15 protein-coding genes are annotated in these 16641 nt (G+C 64.9%); 9 read left to right on the top strand and 6 right to left on the bottom strand.

The window, feature by feature from the left end; translation table 11 throughout:
• Positions 1-58: 58 nt before the first annotated feature.
• The gene (locus tag IVA92_RS29920; RefSeq protein WP_247278564.1) at positions 59-2749 is read right to left on the bottom strand and encodes an alpha/beta hydrolase fold domain-containing protein; all 2691 of its coding nucleotides are present in this window, start codon (positions 2747-2749) and stop codon (positions 59-61) included.
• Positions 2750-3011: 262 nt separating this feature from the next.
• On the opposite strand from IVA92_RS29920, the gene IVA92_RS29925 reads away from it, so the two are divergent.
• Positions 3012-3188, top strand: coding sequence for a hypothetical protein (locus IVA92_RS29925; protein ID WP_247278565.1), 177 nt, complete (start codon positions 3012-3014; stop codon positions 3186-3188).
• A gap of 80 nt (positions 3189-3268) precedes the next feature.
• A complete protein-coding gene (locus tag IVA92_RS29930; RefSeq protein ID WP_247278566.1) occupies positions 3269-4738 on the top strand; it encodes a carboxylesterase family protein in 1470 nt (489 codons plus the stop codon).
• A 7-nt stretch (positions 4739-4745) separates the two neighbouring features.
• Here the strand turns inward: IVA92_RS29930 and IVA92_RS29935 are convergent, their stop codons facing one another.
• Positions 4746-4925, bottom strand: a complete 180-nt coding sequence (locus tag IVA92_RS29935; protein ID WP_247278567.1) for a hypothetical protein — start codon at positions 4923-4925, stop codon at positions 4746-4748.
• Between the two features lie 154 nt (positions 4926-5079).
• Here IVA92_RS29935 and IVA92_RS29940 point away from each other — a divergent pair, with 154 nt between their 5' ends.
• Positions 5080-5877 (top strand): class III extradiol ring-cleavage dioxygenase, encoded by a 798-nt coding sequence (locus tag IVA92_RS29940; RefSeq protein ID WP_247278568.1) that lies wholly within the window; start codon positions 5080-5082, stop codon positions 5875-5877.
• Between the two features lie 33 nt (positions 5878-5910).
• On the opposite strand, the gene IVA92_RS29945 is transcribed toward IVA92_RS29940, so the two are convergent.
• The 3 genes from IVA92_RS29945 to glgC are packed head-to-tail and all read right to left on the bottom strand — an operon-like array spanning position 5911 to position 8915.
• Positions 5911-6171 carry a SemiSWEET transporter gene (locus IVA92_RS29945; RefSeq protein ID WP_247278569.1) on the bottom strand — a complete coding sequence of 87 codons (261 nt, stop codon included), beginning with the start codon at positions 6169-6171 and terminating at the stop codon, positions 5911-5913.
• A gap of 30 nt (positions 6172-6201) precedes the next feature.
• Positions 6202-7656, bottom strand: a complete 1455-nt coding sequence (gene glgA / locus IVA92_RS29950; protein WP_247278570.1) for a glycogen synthase GlgA — start codon at positions 7654-7656, stop codon at positions 6202-6204.
• A complete protein-coding gene (glgC, locus tag IVA92_RS29955; protein ID WP_247278571.1) occupies positions 7653-8915 on the bottom strand; it encodes a glucose-1-phosphate adenylyltransferase in 1263 nt (420 codons plus the stop codon). The genes glgA and glgC overlap by 4 nt, the downstream gene beginning before the upstream one ends.
• Positions 8916-9277: 362 nt before the next feature.
• Between glgC and IVA92_RS29960 the strand changes: the two genes are divergently transcribed.
• Positions 9278-9718 (top strand): hypothetical protein, encoded by a 441-nt coding sequence (locus tag IVA92_RS29960; RefSeq protein WP_247278572.1) that lies wholly within the window; start codon positions 9278-9280, stop codon positions 9716-9718.
• A gap of 125 nt (positions 9719-9843) precedes the next feature.
• On the opposite strand, the gene IVA92_RS29965 is transcribed toward IVA92_RS29960, so the two are convergent.
• Positions 9844-10824, bottom strand: coding sequence for an ABC transporter substrate-binding protein (locus IVA92_RS29965; protein WP_247278573.1), 981 nt, complete (start codon positions 10822-10824; stop codon positions 9844-9846).
• 475 nt (positions 10825-11299) lie between these two features.
• Here IVA92_RS29965 and IVA92_RS29970 point away from each other — a divergent pair, with 475 nt between their 5' ends.
• Genes IVA92_RS29970 through IVA92_RS29990 form a run of 5 tightly spaced genes read left to right on the top strand, consistent with a single transcriptional unit; the run spans position 11300 to position 16479 of the window.
• Complete coding sequence (locus IVA92_RS29970) at positions 11300-12403, top strand: ABC transporter substrate-binding protein (RefSeq protein WP_247278574.1); 1104 nt, start codon at positions 11300-11302, stop codon at positions 12401-12403.
• On the top strand, positions 12381-13403 hold the full coding sequence (locus IVA92_RS29975) for an ABC transporter permease subunit (RefSeq protein ID WP_247278575.1): 1023 nt from the start codon (positions 12381-12383) through the stop codon (positions 13401-13403). Before IVA92_RS29970 ends, IVA92_RS29975 begins: the two co-directional genes overlap by 23 nt.
• Positions 13397-14188, top strand: coding sequence for an ABC transporter ATP-binding protein (locus IVA92_RS29980; RefSeq protein WP_247278576.1), 792 nt, complete (start codon positions 13397-13399; stop codon positions 14186-14188). The genes IVA92_RS29975 and IVA92_RS29980 overlap by 7 nt, the downstream gene beginning before the upstream one ends.
• Positions 14182-15354, top strand: a complete 1173-nt coding sequence (locus IVA92_RS29985; RefSeq protein WP_247278577.1) for an acyl-CoA dehydrogenase family protein — start codon at positions 14182-14184, stop codon at positions 15352-15354. Before IVA92_RS29980 ends, IVA92_RS29985 begins: the two co-directional genes overlap by 7 nt.
• Positions 15355-15381: 27 nt before the next feature.
• Complete coding sequence (locus IVA92_RS29990; protein WP_247278578.1) at positions 15382-16479, top strand: LLM class flavin-dependent oxidoreductase; 1098 nt, start codon at positions 15382-15384, stop codon at positions 16477-16479.
• The last annotated feature ends 162 nt before the right edge of the window (positions 16480-16641 follow it).

A 16641-nucleotide genomic window follows, 5' to 3' on the forward strand; every position in this document is an offset into this window, starting at 1 on the left:
AATGCCACGAACAACCAACGCGGCAACCGGGAAAAGGTTCCCGGCGGCCTGTCCCTATTCAGCTCGCGGCGGCCGCGATTTTGTGCCCCGGGCTGTCCTGGCCCCGGCTGCTCTCGTCGCCGCGGCTGACCTCCGGCGGAAGTCCCGCGAAGCGCCGCAGGGCTCCGGCCATTTGCAGCCGGCCGGGCACGCCGGTGATCACCACATCGACCATCGCGAACGACGAGTGGAAATGGCCGCGCGCCCGAAGCTGCTCGACCGGGACGCCCGCGGCGGCCATCGCCTCGGCATAGGCGACGCCCTCGTCGCGCAACGGGTCGAACTCGCAGGTGACGACGAAGGCCGGCGGTAATCCCTCGAGCTTGCCGCGGAGCGGCGAGACGCGCGGGTCGGTGCGGTCGGCCGGCGAGCAATAGAGGTCCCAGAACCAGTACATCAGCGAGCGCGTCAGGAAGTAGCCGGTCGCATTGTCGTTGTAAGAGGGCCGATCGAAGGTGCAGTCGGTGACCGGGCAGACCAGGAGCTGGCCGGCGATCTCGGGTCCGCCACGGTCGCGTGCGAGCTGGCAGGTGACGGCGGCGATGTTGCCGCCGGCGCTCCAGCCTGCAACCAGCACCGGCCCCGGCATGCCGCCGAACTCGGCGGCATGCTCGGCGATCCAGCGCGTCGCCGCATAGCCGTCCTCGGCCGCGGTGGGGAAGCGGTGCTCCGGCGCATGGCGATAGCCGACGCTGACGAAGATCATGCCGGTCCGCCGCACCATGTCGCGGCAGAACGGCTCGTCCGACTGCTCGTCGCCGAGCACCCAGCCGCCGCCGTGGAAGTAGACCACGACCGGATGCGGGCCCGGGGTTGCCGGCTTGTAGACACGGTAAGCCAGCGCGCCGTCGGTAACTGGGAGGGTGCCGTCGACGATGTCGCCGATCGGCCGCCCCGCAGGCCGGCCCTCGTTGAACTCGTTGACGAAGGCGCGGGCGCCGAGCGCGCCCATCGACTCGATCGGCGGCAGGTTCAGCGACGTCAGCAGGTTCAGCACCAGCCGCACGTCCGGCTGCAGGCGCACCACCTCGCCGTCATTGCACTGCGTCGCGACGTTGGGGCCGGTGAGCCTGAAGCCGAGCATGCCGCGGCTGACCACCTCGTCGCAGATACTGCGATAGGGGCCGACGCCGCCGGTATAGGGCATCAGGCCCTGGACCTTGCCGGGTACGTTGGCGCCCGTGTACCAGGTGTTGGCGAGGCGATGCAGCGTCAGCATCGAACAATCGGCCATGTGCCGGCCCCAGGCGGCCTGCGCCGTTTCGGTCGGCTCGATCGTGGTGAAGCCGGCATCGCGCAGCTCCGCAAGGCGATCGACGACCCAGTCGACATGCTGCTCGATCGACACCGCCATGTTCGACAGCACCGACGGGCTGCCGGGGCCGGTGATCATGAAGAAGTTCGGGAAGCCCTCGACCGTGAGGCCGAGATAGGTCTGCGGTCCCTGCGCCCAGACGTCCGAGAGCGATCGGCCGCCCCGTCCCGTGATCGGATGCACGGCACGGATCGCGCCGGTCATGGCGTCGAAACCGGTCGCGAACACGATCACGTCGAGGTCGACGCTGCGCTTGGCAGTCGTGATGCCGGTTGCGGTGATCGCCTTGATCGGCTCCTGGCGCAGATTGATCAGCGTGACGTTCGGCCGGTTGAAGGTCGCGTAGTAATTGGTATCGAGGCAGGGACGCTTGGCGCCGAACGGATGATCGTGCGGCATCAGGGCCGCCGCGGTCTCGGGGTCCTTGACCGCGGCGCTGATCTTTTCACGGATCAGGTCCTGGACGATCTTGTTGCCGTCGACATCGACGGCCTGGTCGGCCCAGAGCTGGGTCAGGATATAGACGAGGTCGCCCTTGCCCCATGCCTCTTCAAAGCGCGCGCGACGCTCGGCGTCGCTGAGCTGCCAGCTCACCGCGGTCTGCTGAGGATAAGGCACACCGGCCATCGATTGGCGTGCCTGCTCGCGATAGGCCGCGCGGTCGCTTTGCAGCAGGCTCATGCGGTCCGAGAGCGCCGGGCCGTTATGCGCGGGCAGCGCGAAATTTGGCGTGCGCTGGAACACGGTCAGATGCGCGGCCTGTTCGGCGATCAGCGGGATCGATTGGATGGCGGACGAGCCCGTGCCGATCACGGCAACGCGCTTGCCGGCGAGATCGACCCCGTCATGCGGCCACCGTCCGGTGAAATAGACTTCGCCCTCAAAATCCTTGACGCCGTCGATCTCGGGCGGCTTTGGCGCCGAAAGGCAGCCGGTGGCCATGATGTAGTGGCGGCAGGAGACCGGCGCGCCGTTATCGGTGGTGAGCTGCCAGCGCCCTGTCGCTTCATCCCATGTGGCTGCGCTGACCTTGGTGTTGAAGCGGATGTCGCGCCTAAGGTCATAGCGGTCGGCGACGAAGCCGAGATAGCGCAGGATCTCGGGCTGGGTCGCGTATTTCTCGGACCAGGTCCAGGCCGTCTCGAGCTCCGGATCGAAGGTGTAGCTGTAATCGATGGTTTGGATGTCGCAGCGGGCGCCCGGGTAGCGGTTCCAGTACCAGGTGCCGCCGACGTCGCCGGCCTCATCAAGGGCGATCGCCTTGAAGCCGGCCTTGCGCAGGCGATGAAGGAGATAGAGGCCGGCAAACCCGGCGCCGACCACGGCGACATCGACCTGTTGGGCTGCTCCACTCGCCGCCCTGGATTCACGTGCGGCGACCCTTGCGTCAGGCATGGCATTCCTCCCGTGTATTTTGTTTTGCCGGCAGGCTATCGCTGCAGGTTCGGCTTGTCATCAGGACAAGTGCAATCTTCGGTAGTCGTTTGCGGCGTCATCGTGGCCGCGCGAGGCTTGTGGCGATACACGCATCGCGATGCACAATCGCCGGGATTGTCCGGGCTAATCAGACTACATCCTTCTGTGTATGCTTGCGCTTACTAGCCACGCATACTGACCGGGCGTCATGATAGAGTTGAGTGATCGAACCAAAGCGAACATGGACGTCGTCCTGGAGGAGACGTGCCGCCAACTGCCGCATGGCGGCGATCACGACAGCCGCAGGTTCATCGCCGAGCGCCTGATCGAGGCGGCGCAGTCGGGACATTCCACGCTTGGCGAGCTCGGCATCGTCGCCCGCCGCGCGCTGGCGGAGCTCCTGGCCAAGGGGAGTTAGACGCGGCGAGAGACTTGCCTCGCTGACGGTCAGGGACATAACCTGCCGGGAACCCTTTCTCGCATCGAGATATCTAGAAGATGCGGTCCTTGCTCGCGCTTGTTGCGGCTTCCGCAGTTCTGGGCTGCGCCGGCCTGGCCTTGGCCCAGCCGGTCGGACAGTTTCCGTTCGCGCTGACGCGCGAAGGACAGATGCTTGGCGCCGTGGAAGGTGAGGTGGCCTCCTTCAAGGGGCTTGCTTACGCGGCGCCGCCGGTCGGTCCGCTGCGCTGGCGCCCACCGCAGCCGACGGCCGAGAGCTCGGAGATGCGCACCGCTTACGACTACGGCGCGCCTTGTCTTCAACCGTCGCTGCCTGGCGCGAGCGAGGATTGCCTCACGCTGAACGTGTTTCGTCCCTTCGGAGTCGATGGTCCGTTACCGGTGATGATGTTCATCCATGGCGGCGCCTTCGTCACGGGGACCGCGAACGATCCGCTGTTCGACGGCGCCAGGCTGGTGCAGGCCGGCCTCATCGTCGTCACCGTGAATTATCGCCTCGGTGTGCTCGGCTGGCTTGCGCATCCCGCGCTGTCGGAAAGCGGCTCCGGCAATTACGGTCTGATGGACCAGATCGCGGCGCTGCATTGGGTGCACGACAATATCGCGGCGTTCGGCGGCGATCCAAACAACGTCACCCTGTTCGGTAATGGCGCAGGCGCGACGTCGATCGCGCTGCTGATGCTGTGCCGGCAGACGCGCGGGTTATTCCACAAAGCCATTCTGCAATCGCTACCCGGTCGTGCGCGCCTTCGCTTGGCGCAAGAGGCGGAGGCTGTCGGTCGTCAGCTCGTCGCGGCGCTAGGAGAGCGGACGGACTTGCGCGACGTTGCGCCGAGCCGCCTGCTTGGCGCCGGAAAACAGCTGCTGGACAAATCACCGCGCAGCTTTGCGCCGATGCTGGATGGAAGCCTGGTGACTGAGGACGTCGCCGCGGGCTTTGCAGCGGGACATCAAAGCCGCATTCCCCTGATCATCGGCTCGAACGACGATGAGACCGGTTTCGACAGCGAACTCAGTGTTGAGGAGGAGCTGGCGTCGGCAGGCGTCACAAGCGATGACCTGCGCAGTCTTTATCCGGATCTTGCGAGGTCATCGGGCGCGGCAAGATTCTTCACCGACAAGGACTTCTCCGAGCCGGTGAGGCTGCTTGCGCGCCTGCATGCCGCAAGCGGCGCGCCGACCTTCCGCTATCGTTTTAGCTATGTGCCTGAAGCGCAGCGCGCAAATCCTGATCATGGGCACGGACGCGAGTTGCAGTTCATCTTCGGTGTCGAAGGCGTGCCCGGTGCAGGAATCTTCTCGCGAGCAGACCGCGAGGTCGCGAGCCGCATCCGCGGCTATTGGATCAATTTTGCGAAAGACGGCGATCCCAATGGCCTCGGTTTGCCCCATTGGGACGCGGCCGCCGACCGTGATCGCCTGCTGCTGATCGCGGACGATCGCATCGCGAGCGGAGACGACCCCTTCGCGGAGCGTCTCGATCGGCTCGCAGGTGAGGGCAGGAAATGAGTGGGATTTATGCCGCGAGCTCGACGCGCGGCGCCGGGCTCAGTCGGTCTTCCTCCAGATAGTCCATCGCGCCATCCTTCTCGACGGCATAGAACTGCTGGCCGTCCCGTGACTTGTAGGCGGCGCGAACGACGCCGCGGCGGCCCTTGTCACTGTTGACGACGTCCCCCAGCGCAAACTTCCTCATCTCACGTCTCACTTGTCTTCAGGCCGACTGCTTCGGCCACGGCGGGATTTTGGAAGGCAAATCGTTAACGGCTTGCTAACCATCCCGGTTTGCCTATGCTCGCCGCGAACTGCGCGGGCAGCTCGCACGCGCCTGTTGCTAGCGAGACGACCTGATGACGCGATTTCCGACCCTGTTCCTGTCGCATGGTGGTGGCCCCTGGCCGTTCATGGAGGACAGACGGGTGCAATATGCGAAGACCGCCGCGGAGTTCGGCCGATTACCGCAAGTGTTGCCGAAAAGGCCGAAGGCCGTGCTCGTCATCACTGGCCATTGGGAGGCCGACGCCTTCACCGTGTCGACCTCGGCGCATCCGCCGATGGTGTACGACTATTACGGTTTCCCCGAGCATACCTATCACCTCAAATATCCGGCGCCGGGCCAGCCCGAGCTCGCAGCCGAAGTGAAGGCGTTGGTGACGCGCGCCGGGCTCGATTGCCGCGAGGATCCCGATCAGGGCTTTGACCACGGCACTTTCGTGCCGCTCGGCCTGATGTATCCGAACGCCGACATGCCGATCGTATTGCTGTCGCTGAAGTCGAGCTACGATCCGGCCGAGCATATCAGGGTCGGGCAGGCGATCTCCTCGCTGCGCGACGACGGTGTCCTGATCGTCGGCAGCGGACTGACCTATCACAACATGCGCGGCTTCAATCAACCGGAGTCCAAGCCGGTCTCGTACGCCTTCGAGGCCTATCTGAACGAGGCCATCAGCAATCCGGACGCGACACGGCGCAACGCCATGCTCGTCGACTGGGAGAACGCGCCCAGCGCGCGCCTCGCGCATCCGCGCGAGGACCATCTGTTGCCGCTGATGGTCGCGGCGGGCGCCGCCGGCAGCGACATTGGCCGCCGCGTCTTCGTCGACGAGGTCGCGGGCGTAGCGATGGCGTCGTATGTGTTTGGTGGGTGATCTTCCTTCTCCGACAAGGGAGAGGGGGCATCCTCACCCGTATTTCAGCTTCATGAACAGGATGCCGCCGGCGAGCACCACGGTAATCGCGTTGGCGGCGACTAGCGGGGCATCGCCGGAGAGCAGGCCGTAGACGAGCCAGAGCACAAGGCCCAGCACCATGACCAGGAACATGCCGAGCGAGATGTCGCGCGCCGAGCGCGTCTTCCAGACCTTGATGAACTGCGGCGCATAGGCGACGGTGGTGCAGGTGGCGGCGGCAAAGCCGAGCAGCTTGATCGCGAAGGGGTCCATGCCGGCTCTATAGCATGGATTCGGCAATGCTCACGCGCGGGCCGCCATGAGGTCGCGGTAGAGCGCGGCATAGTCGCCGGCGCGGTTGCGCCAGGAGACGTCGGTCGCAAGGCCGCTCAATTGCAGCCGGCGCCAGGTCAGCTTGTCGTGGAAGACGGTGTTGGCCTTGCGCAGCGTGCCGGCGAGGGCGTCCGCCGTGACGGGGCCGAACTTGAAACCGGTGGCATCATGGCCGGATGCGTCGGCCTCGCCGATGTCGACGATGGTATCCTCGAGGCCGCCGACGCGCGACACAATCGGGACGGCGCCATAGCGCAGCGCGCAGAGTTGGGTCAAGCCGCACGGCTCGAAGCGCGACGGCACGATCAGCGCGTCCGAGCCGGCCTGGATCAGATGCGCCAGGATCTCGTCGTAGCCGATCACGACTCCGATCCGGCCGGGATTGGCGCGAGCGGCGGCCTGGTAGCGGTCCTGCAGATCGCGATCGCCGCTGCCGAGCAGCGCGAGCTGCATGCCTTCACCCAATATGATTGGAATGGCCTCGAGCAGGAGATCGAGCCCCTTCTGCCAGGACAGCCGGCTGATGACGCCGAGCAACGGCGCCTCGTCGGAGGAATCGAGATTGAACTGCTGCTGAAGCGCCGCCTTGTTTGCAGCCCGGAACGTGAGGTCTTCCGCGCCGAAGCGGTAGGCAATGTGCGGATCGGTTTGCGGATTCCACACCGAGATGTCGATGCCGTTGAGAATGCCGCTGAGCACGCTCGCGCGTGCGCGAAGCAGGCCGCCGAACCCCATGCCGCCTTCGTCGCTCTGGATCTCCCGCGCGTAGGTCGGCGACACCGTGGTGATGCGATCGGCAAATTGCAGGCCCGCCTTCAAAAAGCTGATGCCGCCGAAATATTCGATTTCGTTGACGTTCAAGGAGTGCCAGGGCAGGCCGATCGCGCCAATCAGCTCGGGAGCAAACTTGCCCTGATAGGCCATGTTGTGAATGGTCATCACGGTGCCGGGCCGCGGCCGGTTGTCATAATGCAGATAGGCCGGCGCGAGCCCCGCCTGCCAGTCATGGGCGTGCATGATGTCGGGCACGAAAGCCGGAACCAGGCCGTGGCCGATATCGGCGGCGACGCGCGAGAGCGCGGCGAAGCGCACGCCGTTGTCCGGCCAGTCGACGCCTTCGCTGGTGACGTAAGGATTTCCCGGCCGCGCATAGAGATGCGGCACGTCGAGCACGAACAGATCGAGGCCGTCGTGCGAGGCTGCGAGCAGGCGTCCAGGCCCGCCGAAATAATCCGGCCAGCGCCGGATTTCCTCCGCTCCGGCGAGCAGCCGCGTCACGTCGGGATAGCCGGGCATCAGGGTGCGCATCTCGACGCCATGCGCCTTCAGCGCAACCGGCAGCGCGCCAGCGACGTCCGCGAGGCCGCCGGTCTTGACGATGGGATAGACTTCAGAAGCGACCGCGAGGACGCGAACAGGCGTCATTTATTGAGCCCATCGATCATCGGCTGGGTGATCAGCGAGATGCCCTGCTCGGTGGTGCGGAAGCGCTTGGCGTCGAACTCGGGATCTTCACCGACGACGAGGCCCTCGGGGATTTCGACGCCACGGTCGATCACGACGTTCTTCAAGCGAGCGCCGCGCCCAACATTCACGTAGGGCATGATCACGGCATTCTCGACATTGGCGTAGGAGTTGATCCGGACACCGGTGAACAGCAGCGAGCGGCGCAGCGAGGCGCCGGAGATGATGCAGCCGCCCGAGACGAGCGAGCTCACGGCCTGGCCGCGCCGGCTCTCCTCGTCGTGGACGAACTTGGCCGGCGGTGTGATCTCGGCATAGGACCAGATCGGCCAGGCGCGGTCGAACAGGTCGAGTTCCGGTACGACATCGGTGAGATCGATATTGGCGGACCAATAGGCGTCGACGGTACCGACGTCACGCCAATAGGCGCCGTTGTGGCTGCTGGAGCGCACGCAGGAGGTCGAGAACTGGTGCGCGAATGCGCGGCCGTTCTTGACGAGGTATGGAATGATGTCCTTGCCGAAATCGTGGTTCGAGTCCGGGTCCTCGGCGTCGCGCCTGAGCTGGTCGAACAGGAATTTCGCATTGAACACGTAGATGCCCATGCTGGCGAGCGAGACGTCCGGCTTGCCTGGCATCGGCGGCGGGTCTTTCGGCTTCTCCAGGAAGGACTGGATCCAGCCCTTCTCGTCGATATGCATGATGCCGAAGCCCGATGATTCCGCGCGCGGCATCTCGAGGCAGCCCACCGTGACGTCGGCGCCGCTCTCGACGTGCTCGCGCAGCATCACCTCGTAGTCCATCTTGTAGATGTGGTCGCCGGCCAGCACGACGATGAAGCGGCAGGCGTGAGATTCGATGATGTCGATGTTCTGGTAGACCGCGTCCGCCGTTCCGACATACCACATGTTCTCGGAAACGCGCTGGCTCGCCGGGAGAATGTCAAAACTCTCATTGCGCTCGGGGCGGAAGAAGTTCCAGCCCATCTGAAGGTGCCGGATCAGGCTGTGCGCCTTGTATTGGGTGGCGACCGCAATACGGCGGATGCCGGAGTTCACCGCGTTCGACAGCGCGAAGTCGATGATGCGGGACTTGCCGCCAAAATAGACCGCCGGCTTGGCGCGCCGGTCGGTCAGCTCCAAAAGCCGGCTGCCGCGTCCACCAGCGAGGACGAACGCCAGCGCCTGGCGGGCAAGCGGTTCACTACCGACGGCACTCATGTCATCCTCCCGCGCTCTGGCGCTTGCCGAGGCCTTTTGTCGCGAGAAGCCCCGCGGTCCCGCGCCCATTGGAACCGATAGTAACGGCACGAATAGTAAATCGGGAAGTAGGTTGTTAGTTGCGAGCGCGGCAAGCTTAATGCTTTGGCTTGATGCCGTTCTTGGCCACCGAACTCCGGCGTCGCGCCGGTGTCACATGGCGACCGAGCAGGCGCGCTGGCCCGCCAGCGGCCGTCTCGCAGCGAGACGTGAAGGGCACTTGTGCGCCGCACGCAAATTCGAGGCTTTGACTAGGCGCAAGGATGTTCGATCATGGCGATGCGATCCATTTCCAAGCGAAACGTCAGATAGGGAGTAAGACGATGAGGATCTGGAAAACGGCAATTGCCTGTTCGCTGGCCGGCGTGGTCATGGCCGGCCAAATCGAGCAGGCCGCGGCGGGTCCGATGCCGACCAACGTCGCGAGCATGAAGGCTGCCGTCGGCGATGATGTCACGCAGGTACATTGGCGCGGCGGTGGCTGGGGATGGGGTCTCGGCGGCCTCGCGGCCGGTGCGATCATCGGCGGCGCCATCGCCGCCAGCACCGCGCCTTACGGCTATGGCTACTATGGCGGCCCGTATTACGGCGGTTATGGCTATCCGGGGTACGGCTATGGTTATGCCCCGGCTTATTACGGCTATGGGCCGGCCTACGCTTATCCGCGATACTATCGGCCGTATCGTCCGTACTACGGCTATCGTTACGGCTACTACCGGCCATATCGGGTCTTTCACCGGCCTTACTATCGCGGATATTGGTAAGGTTTTGCGCGGCTAGAGCGCGAGCCACACGATCATGCTCATACAGGCGAATTGCATGAGCACGATCGCGGCGAGATGCAGCGGGCCGGCCTCGAGGCGAAGCCTGCGCATCCCGCCGGGTGCGTTTAGTTCGATCCTGCGGCCGCAGCCGTGAAGCTGCGGTCGACGGCTTTGCCGACGTCGAGCTTTTTCGGCAGGATGCCATAGCGCGTCGAGCGGTCGGAGGCATCCTGCACCTCCTTCACGACGTTCTCGTCGATCACGATCGGGCTGGTGCGCTGCGCGGTGTAGGCCGAGAGCAGCACGTCTTCCGGCAGCTTGGTCAGCTCGGCCGTGTTCCTGGCATACTCGGAAAGGTGATCAAGCGACCATAGCCGCGCCTTGTTCAGCCGCTGCACAAGATCCTGCACCGCCGCGCGCTTGGTGGCGATGGCGTTGTCGGAAGCGACGATGAAGGTGATGGTTGGGGTCAGGCCTTCGCCGTCGGCGATCACGCGGGCTTTGTCCTTCAGCGTCGCGAAGGAGACGTAGGGCTCCCACACCGCCCATGCATCGATCGAGCCGGCGAGCAGCGCGATCTTGGCGTCGACCGGTCCGAGCGGCGCGAAGGTCGCATCCTCCAGCTTGATCTGCGCCTTCTCCAGCGTCGCGTCGATCAGGAACTGACCCCAACCGCCGCGCGTGCCGGCGAGCCGTTTGCCCCTGAGGTCGGCGGCCGACTTGATTGGAGAATCCTGGCGCACCAGGATGGCCTGCGTCTTGGCGTCTGACCTCGTCCCGCCGATCGCTTTGATCGGCGCGCCGGCCGCATAGACCGACAGGAACGAGAGATCGCCGGTATAGCCGACGTCGAGCGCACCGGCGTTGAGCGCTTCCAGGATCGGCGCGGCCGCGGGGAATTCCGACCACTCGATTCTATAGGGCAGGTCTTTCGTGTAACCGGAGATTTCGAGCAGCGACCGGTTGCCGCCTTTCTGGTCGCCGACGCGCAGCACGACGGTGTCGGCCGCGAACGATGCGGCGGCCGTCGACAAGGTGAGGGCGGCGGCAAGCAGCGATGCCGCGAGACGGCGGGTGATGGGGTGATGATGGGAGTTGATGCGCATGTGGCCTGTCTTGTTGCTTTGCTCACGACGCGTGAGCGAGCGATGCAGCGAGGTCATGAAGTCTAGGGCCGCGCGGAGCGCAGTCAATGAAATGGCTATCCGTATTGCAAAGGCGACAGGCAAGGACGTTTTAGCAAAGTGATGCTTTCGAGAAAGTGCGGTGTGCGCGGCCGAAATTGCGTAGGAAAGAAGCAGGGAGCGGGAAGCCCGGCGCTCTGCCAAAGGATGCAGCGGCGAAAATCCTTTCATCGTTCGCGAGGGTGGCGATGGAGAGAATGACTTCGCTTCGTCGAACATTCGAAATTCCATTTCATTGACGATGCGGCGACTGCGCCGCATGATTTGCGCATCGCATCAACGCGGCGCGTGAAGCGCCCGCGAAAAGATTTTCTCTCAAACGCAGCTCCGCACGGAACATGCGCAACGCGAGCCGTTGCGCATGTAGCGGAGCCGTGCCAGCGCAGGAGTGGGACCGATGAGCAATGACGACAAGCGCGGTGGATCGAGTCTCGACCGGCGCCATCTGCTCCAGGCGGGGCTTGCGGCAGCCTTTGCTGCGCCGTTCGGCGCTCTTGGTGCGGCACACGCCTTTGCGCCGCGCGGGTTCGCGCCCGGCGTCGACTTCTCGGAATTTCCATTGTGCCAGACAGCATCGAATGCACCTGCGCTTACTGGCGCTCCGCGCAAGCTGAAACTGTCGTGGAATGCCGGCGCCGTCTGCCTCGCGCCCGTGCCGGTCGCCATCGAGCACGGTTTCTTCCAGAAGCACAATCTCGACGTCGAGCTCGTCAACTATTCCGGCTCGACCGACCAGTTGCTCGAGGCGATCGCGACCGGAAAGAGCGACGCCGGCCTCGGCATGGCGCTGCGCTGGCTGAAGCCGCTGGAGCAGGGGTTTGACGTCAAGATCGCCGCCGGCACCCATGGCGGCTGCATGCGGGTGCTGTCGCGCCGCGATTCCGGCGTCGCGAAGCTCGCCGATCTCAAGGGCAAGATCGTCGCGGTCGGCGACCTCGCCGGCCCCGACAAGAATTTCTTCTCGATCCAGCTCGCCAAGCTCGGCATCGATCCGATCAAGGACGTCGATTGGCGCGCCTATCCCGGCAATTTGCTCAATGTCGCTGTGGAGAAGGGCGAGGTGCAGGCCTTCCTGTCCTCCGATCCGCTCGCCTATCTCTGGCTCAAGGATACTCAGTACAAGGAAGTCGCTTCCAATCTCGACGGCGAGTATCGCGAAAAGAGCTGCTGCATCCTCGGCCTGCGCGGCAGCCTGGTGCGCGAGGAGCCGCAGATCGCCCGGGCCATCACGCAAGCGCTGCTCGATGCCGCGATGTTCACCGCGCAGAATGCGACGATTGCCGCACAATCATTCCAGCCCTACGCACCGAAGGCGGCCACCCTCGCCGACATCGAGGGCATGGTGCGCTACCACACCCACCATCATCATCCGGTCGGCGACGTGCTCAAGCGCGAGCTCAAGGCCTATGCCGATGATCTGAAGAGCGTGCAGGTCTTCAAGCCGAGCACCGACACGGCCAAATTCGCGGAGCGCATCTATGTCGACGTATTCGCTGTCTGACGGCCTCGCCTCCGGCGCGCCGCGCCTCTCTCGCGCGCCACTGCTTGCGAATTGGCTCCGGGAGACCGGCGTCGGCGTGCTCGCAAGCATCGCCTGGATCGGCTTTGGCCTGTCCTGTCTGTGGTGGCAGGATGTCGGCGACTGGTCACGCACGCATTCGGTCGGCATTGCAGCCTTCATCGTCGCTGCGGTTGCCTTGTTCGGAACGCTGGGTGCCGATTATCTCGGCTCCGCAGGCCGCGGCTTGCGCAAACGCGCGCCCTGGCTGGTGGCGCTCGGCGCGTTCCTGACCTTGTGGGAGGTCGCAACGGCAAAATTTGCTTGGCTGCCGCTGCCGTTCTTTCCGCCGCCGCAATCGATCGTCGAGGTCTATACCGATGATCTGCCAAAGCTGCTCGACAGTGTCTTTGCCTCCGTAAAACTGCAGCTCGGCGGTTATCTGGTCGGCGCCACGATCGGTTTCCTGACCGGCGTCTCGATCGGCTGGTCGCACGCAGTTGGTTATTGGGTGCATCCGGTGCTGCGCTTCATCGGTCCGTTGCCGGCGACCGCGTGGCTGCCGATTGCCTTCTTCACGTTCCCGTCGAGCTGGAGCGCCTCGACCTTCCTGATCGCGCTGGCGACCGGCTTTCCGGTCACCGTCTTGACCTGGTCCGGCGTCGCCAGCGTCAGCAACGCCTATTACGACGTCGCGCGGACCTTGGGGGCCAAGCCGTCCTTCCTGGTGCTGAAGGTCGCGATTCCGGCGGCACTCCCGCACGTGTTCGTCGGGCTGTTCATGGGGCTCGGCGCGTCCTTCGCGGTGCTCGTCGTCGCCGAGATGATCGGTGTCAAGGCCGGGCTAGGCTGGTACCTGCAATGGGCGCAGGGCTGGGCCGCCTATGCCAACATGTATGCGGCACTGATCGTGATGTCGCTGCTCTGCTCCGGCGCGATTACGCTGCTGTTCTCGATCCGCGACCGCCTGCTAGTTTGGCAGAAGGGGACCGTAAAATGGTAGCTCTGGCTCAAGCGATCGCGCGTCCGGCTGCCGGCGCTGCGCTCGACATCGAGCAGGTCAGCCACGCCTTCGACATCGACGGCGCCGAGCTGCCCGTTCTCAGCGACGTCAGCATCTCTGTCGAGCCCGGCGAGTTTGTCGCGCTGCTCGGTCCCTCCGGTTGCGGCAAGTCGACCTTGCTGCGGCTTGTCGCCGGCCTCGATAAGCCGAGGTCCGGAACGCTGCGCGAGGACGAGAGCCGCATCAACAGTCCACATCCCTCGCGCGTGGTCGTGTTCCAGGATCCGACCCTGTTTCCCTGGCGGTCGGTCTGGGACAACGTCGCCCTGGGCCTCGAGGCCCAGGGCATTTTGAAGAGCCAGCGTCACCGCGTCGACGATGCTCTCGATCTCGTCGGGCTGTCGTCTTTCCGCAGCGCTTATCCGCACCAGCTCTCCGGCGGCATGGCGCAGCGCGTCGCGCTGGCGCGGGCGCTGGTCAACGATCCCAAGATCCTGGTTCTCGACGAGCCATTGGGAAAACTCGACTCGCTGACCCGCATCACCATGCAGGCCGAGCTTGTCTCGCTGTGGCAGCGCAAGGGCTTTACCACGCTGCTGGTGACGCACGATGCCGAGGAAGCCTTGGTGCTCGCCAACCGCGTCATCGTCTTCAGTGACCGCCCGGCACGGGTCAAGGCCGACATCCGTGTCGACCGGCCCTATCCGCGCCACCGCGGCGATCCCTATCTGGCCGATCTGCGCCGCCAGATTCTCGGTCTGCTGGGGTTGGACGCGACATGGTGACTCCCGTAGCCAAAGGGCGCATAGTCCCCACCGAGCCCGATTACATCGCGCGTGCTGAAGACCTGGCAGCAGGCTTTGCCGCACGCGCCGCCGAGCATGACCGCAATGGCAGCTTCCCTTTCGAGAATTTTCGCGAGCTCTCCGCAGCGGGCCTGTTGTCGCTCACGGTTCCTGCGGCTCATGGTGGGGCCGGCGCCGGCGCACGATACGCCGCGCGCGTGATCGGCATCATCGGCAAGGCCGATCCGTCGACGGCGCTGGTGCTGTCAATGCATTACATCAATCATCTCGTCATGTCGCGGAGCCCGACCTGGCCGGCGCGGCTGTCACGCAAGCTTGCGCGCGAAAGCGTCGAGGGCCTGGCGCTGATCAACGCGCTGCGCGTCGAGCCGGAGCTCGGCTCGCCCGCGCGCGGCGGTCTGCCGGCGACGATCGCGCGGCGCACCGGAACCGGCTGGCGCCTCTCCGGCCACAAGATCTATTCGACGGGATCGCCGATCCTGAAGTGGTACCTGGTCTGGGCCCGGACCGACGAGGCGGAGCCGCGGGTCGGGCAGTTCCTGGTGCCGGCGGGCCTGCCGGGCACGTGCATCGTCGAGACCTGGGACCACCACGGCCTTCGTGCCAGCGGCAGCCATGACGTCATCTTCGACGATGTCGTGATCCCGCTCGATGCCGAGGTCGATCTCCGCAAGCCGGCGGATTGGCGCACGCCCGACGTGACGCAGGCGACCATCCATACGGTGTTCGTTGCCGCGATCTATGACGGCGTCGCCCGCGCCGCGCGCGACTGGCTGATCACGTTCCTGAAGCAGCGCGTTCCCGCCGGCCTCGGCGCGCCGCTCGCGAGCTTGCCGCGGGCGCAGGAGATTGTCGGCGCCATCGAGGCGCGGCTCGCGGTCAATGCACGGCTGATCGAGTCTTTTGCGCGCGATTTCGATGACGGCGTCCAGCTCTCTGCGAGCGAGTCCAACGTCATCAAGCTCACCGTCACCAACAATGCCGTCGCGGCGGTCGAGGACGCGCTGTCGATCTCCGGCAATCACGGCCTCAGTCGCACCAATCCGCTGGAGCGTCACTATCGCGACGTGCTGTGCGGGCGCGTGCACACACCGCAGGACGATTCCACGCGCACCGGTCTCGGCCGCGCCGCATTGGGCCTCTAGCTTTCGGGAAAAATCAGGGAGACGGTCATGTCGATCGAGTTCATCGGCTTCATCAGCAACAACCATTCGTCCGAGACCATCGTCCGCGAAGGGCCGGTGCTCAATCCGACCCACATCGAGACGGTGGCGAAAGCGCATGAGAATGCCGGCTTCGATCGTGCGCTGCTGGCGTTTCATTCGACCTCGCCCGATGCGCTCCAGGTCGCGCAGCACGTCCTCGGGGTCACCGATCGCCTGAACGTGTTGATCGCGCAGCGGCCCGGCTTCACCGCCCCGACGCTGCTGGCGCGGCAGTTCGCGGCGCTCGACCAATTCTCGCGCGGCCGCGTCGCGATCCATGTCATCACCGGGGGCAATGCCACCGAGCTGCGGCAGGACGGCAACACGCTCGACGACAAGGACGAGCGTTACGCTCGTACTTCCGAATTCCTCGACGTCCTCAAGCTGGAATGGACCAGCGACAAGCCGTTCACCTACAGGGGCAAGTACTACCAGGTCGAGAACGCCTTTTCGCAAGTGAAGCCGTATCGCCCGGAAGGCATCCGCGTCTATTTCGGCGGTGCTTCCGATGCGGCGATCGACGTTGCCGGCAAGCACGCCGACACATTCGCGCTGTGGGGTGAATCCTATGCGCAGGTACGCGACGTCACTTCCCGCGTCCACAACGCGGCGGTCCGGCACGGGCGGCCGACGCCGCGTTTCAGCCTGTCAGTGCGGCCCATCATTGCGTCGACCGAGCAACAGGCCTGGGAGAAGGCGGAAGACATTCTGGCGCGCGCGACCGCGCTTCAGGACAAGACCGGCTACCGCAAGCCCGCCGACGGCCACGCCACGGCCGGCGCGCGGCGCCTGCTCGCACTCGCCGACCAGGGCAGCCGCATCGACAAGCGGCTCTGGACCGAGATCGCGAAGCTCACCGGCGCCAACAGCAACACCACCGCGCTGGTCGGTACGCCCGAGCAGGTCGCGGAAGTCTTTGGCGACTATTACGACCTCCATAGCCATTTCCTGATTCGCGGCTTCGATCCGCTGATCGACGCCATTGAATATGGCCGCGAGCTGATCCCGCTGACGCGTGAACTGATTACGAAGCGTCAGGCTGTTCGCGGCGAGGCCGCGGAATGATCCGGCTCGTGTTAGCCGGTGCGCTGCTGTTGCAAGATCTTGTGTTTCGGACACGGCGGCGTACGAGGCACGAGATCTCACGCATTGCTCATGCGTCCGTGAGATGAGAATGCGCCCTTCTACGCGAAAGCCGCTCTCGAAACGTTCCTTCTGCATTTCGCG

Source organism: Bradyrhizobium sp. 154, from assembly GCF_023073875.1.
Lineage (GTDB): Bacteria > Pseudomonadota > Alphaproteobacteria > Rhizobiales > Xanthobacteraceae > Bradyrhizobium.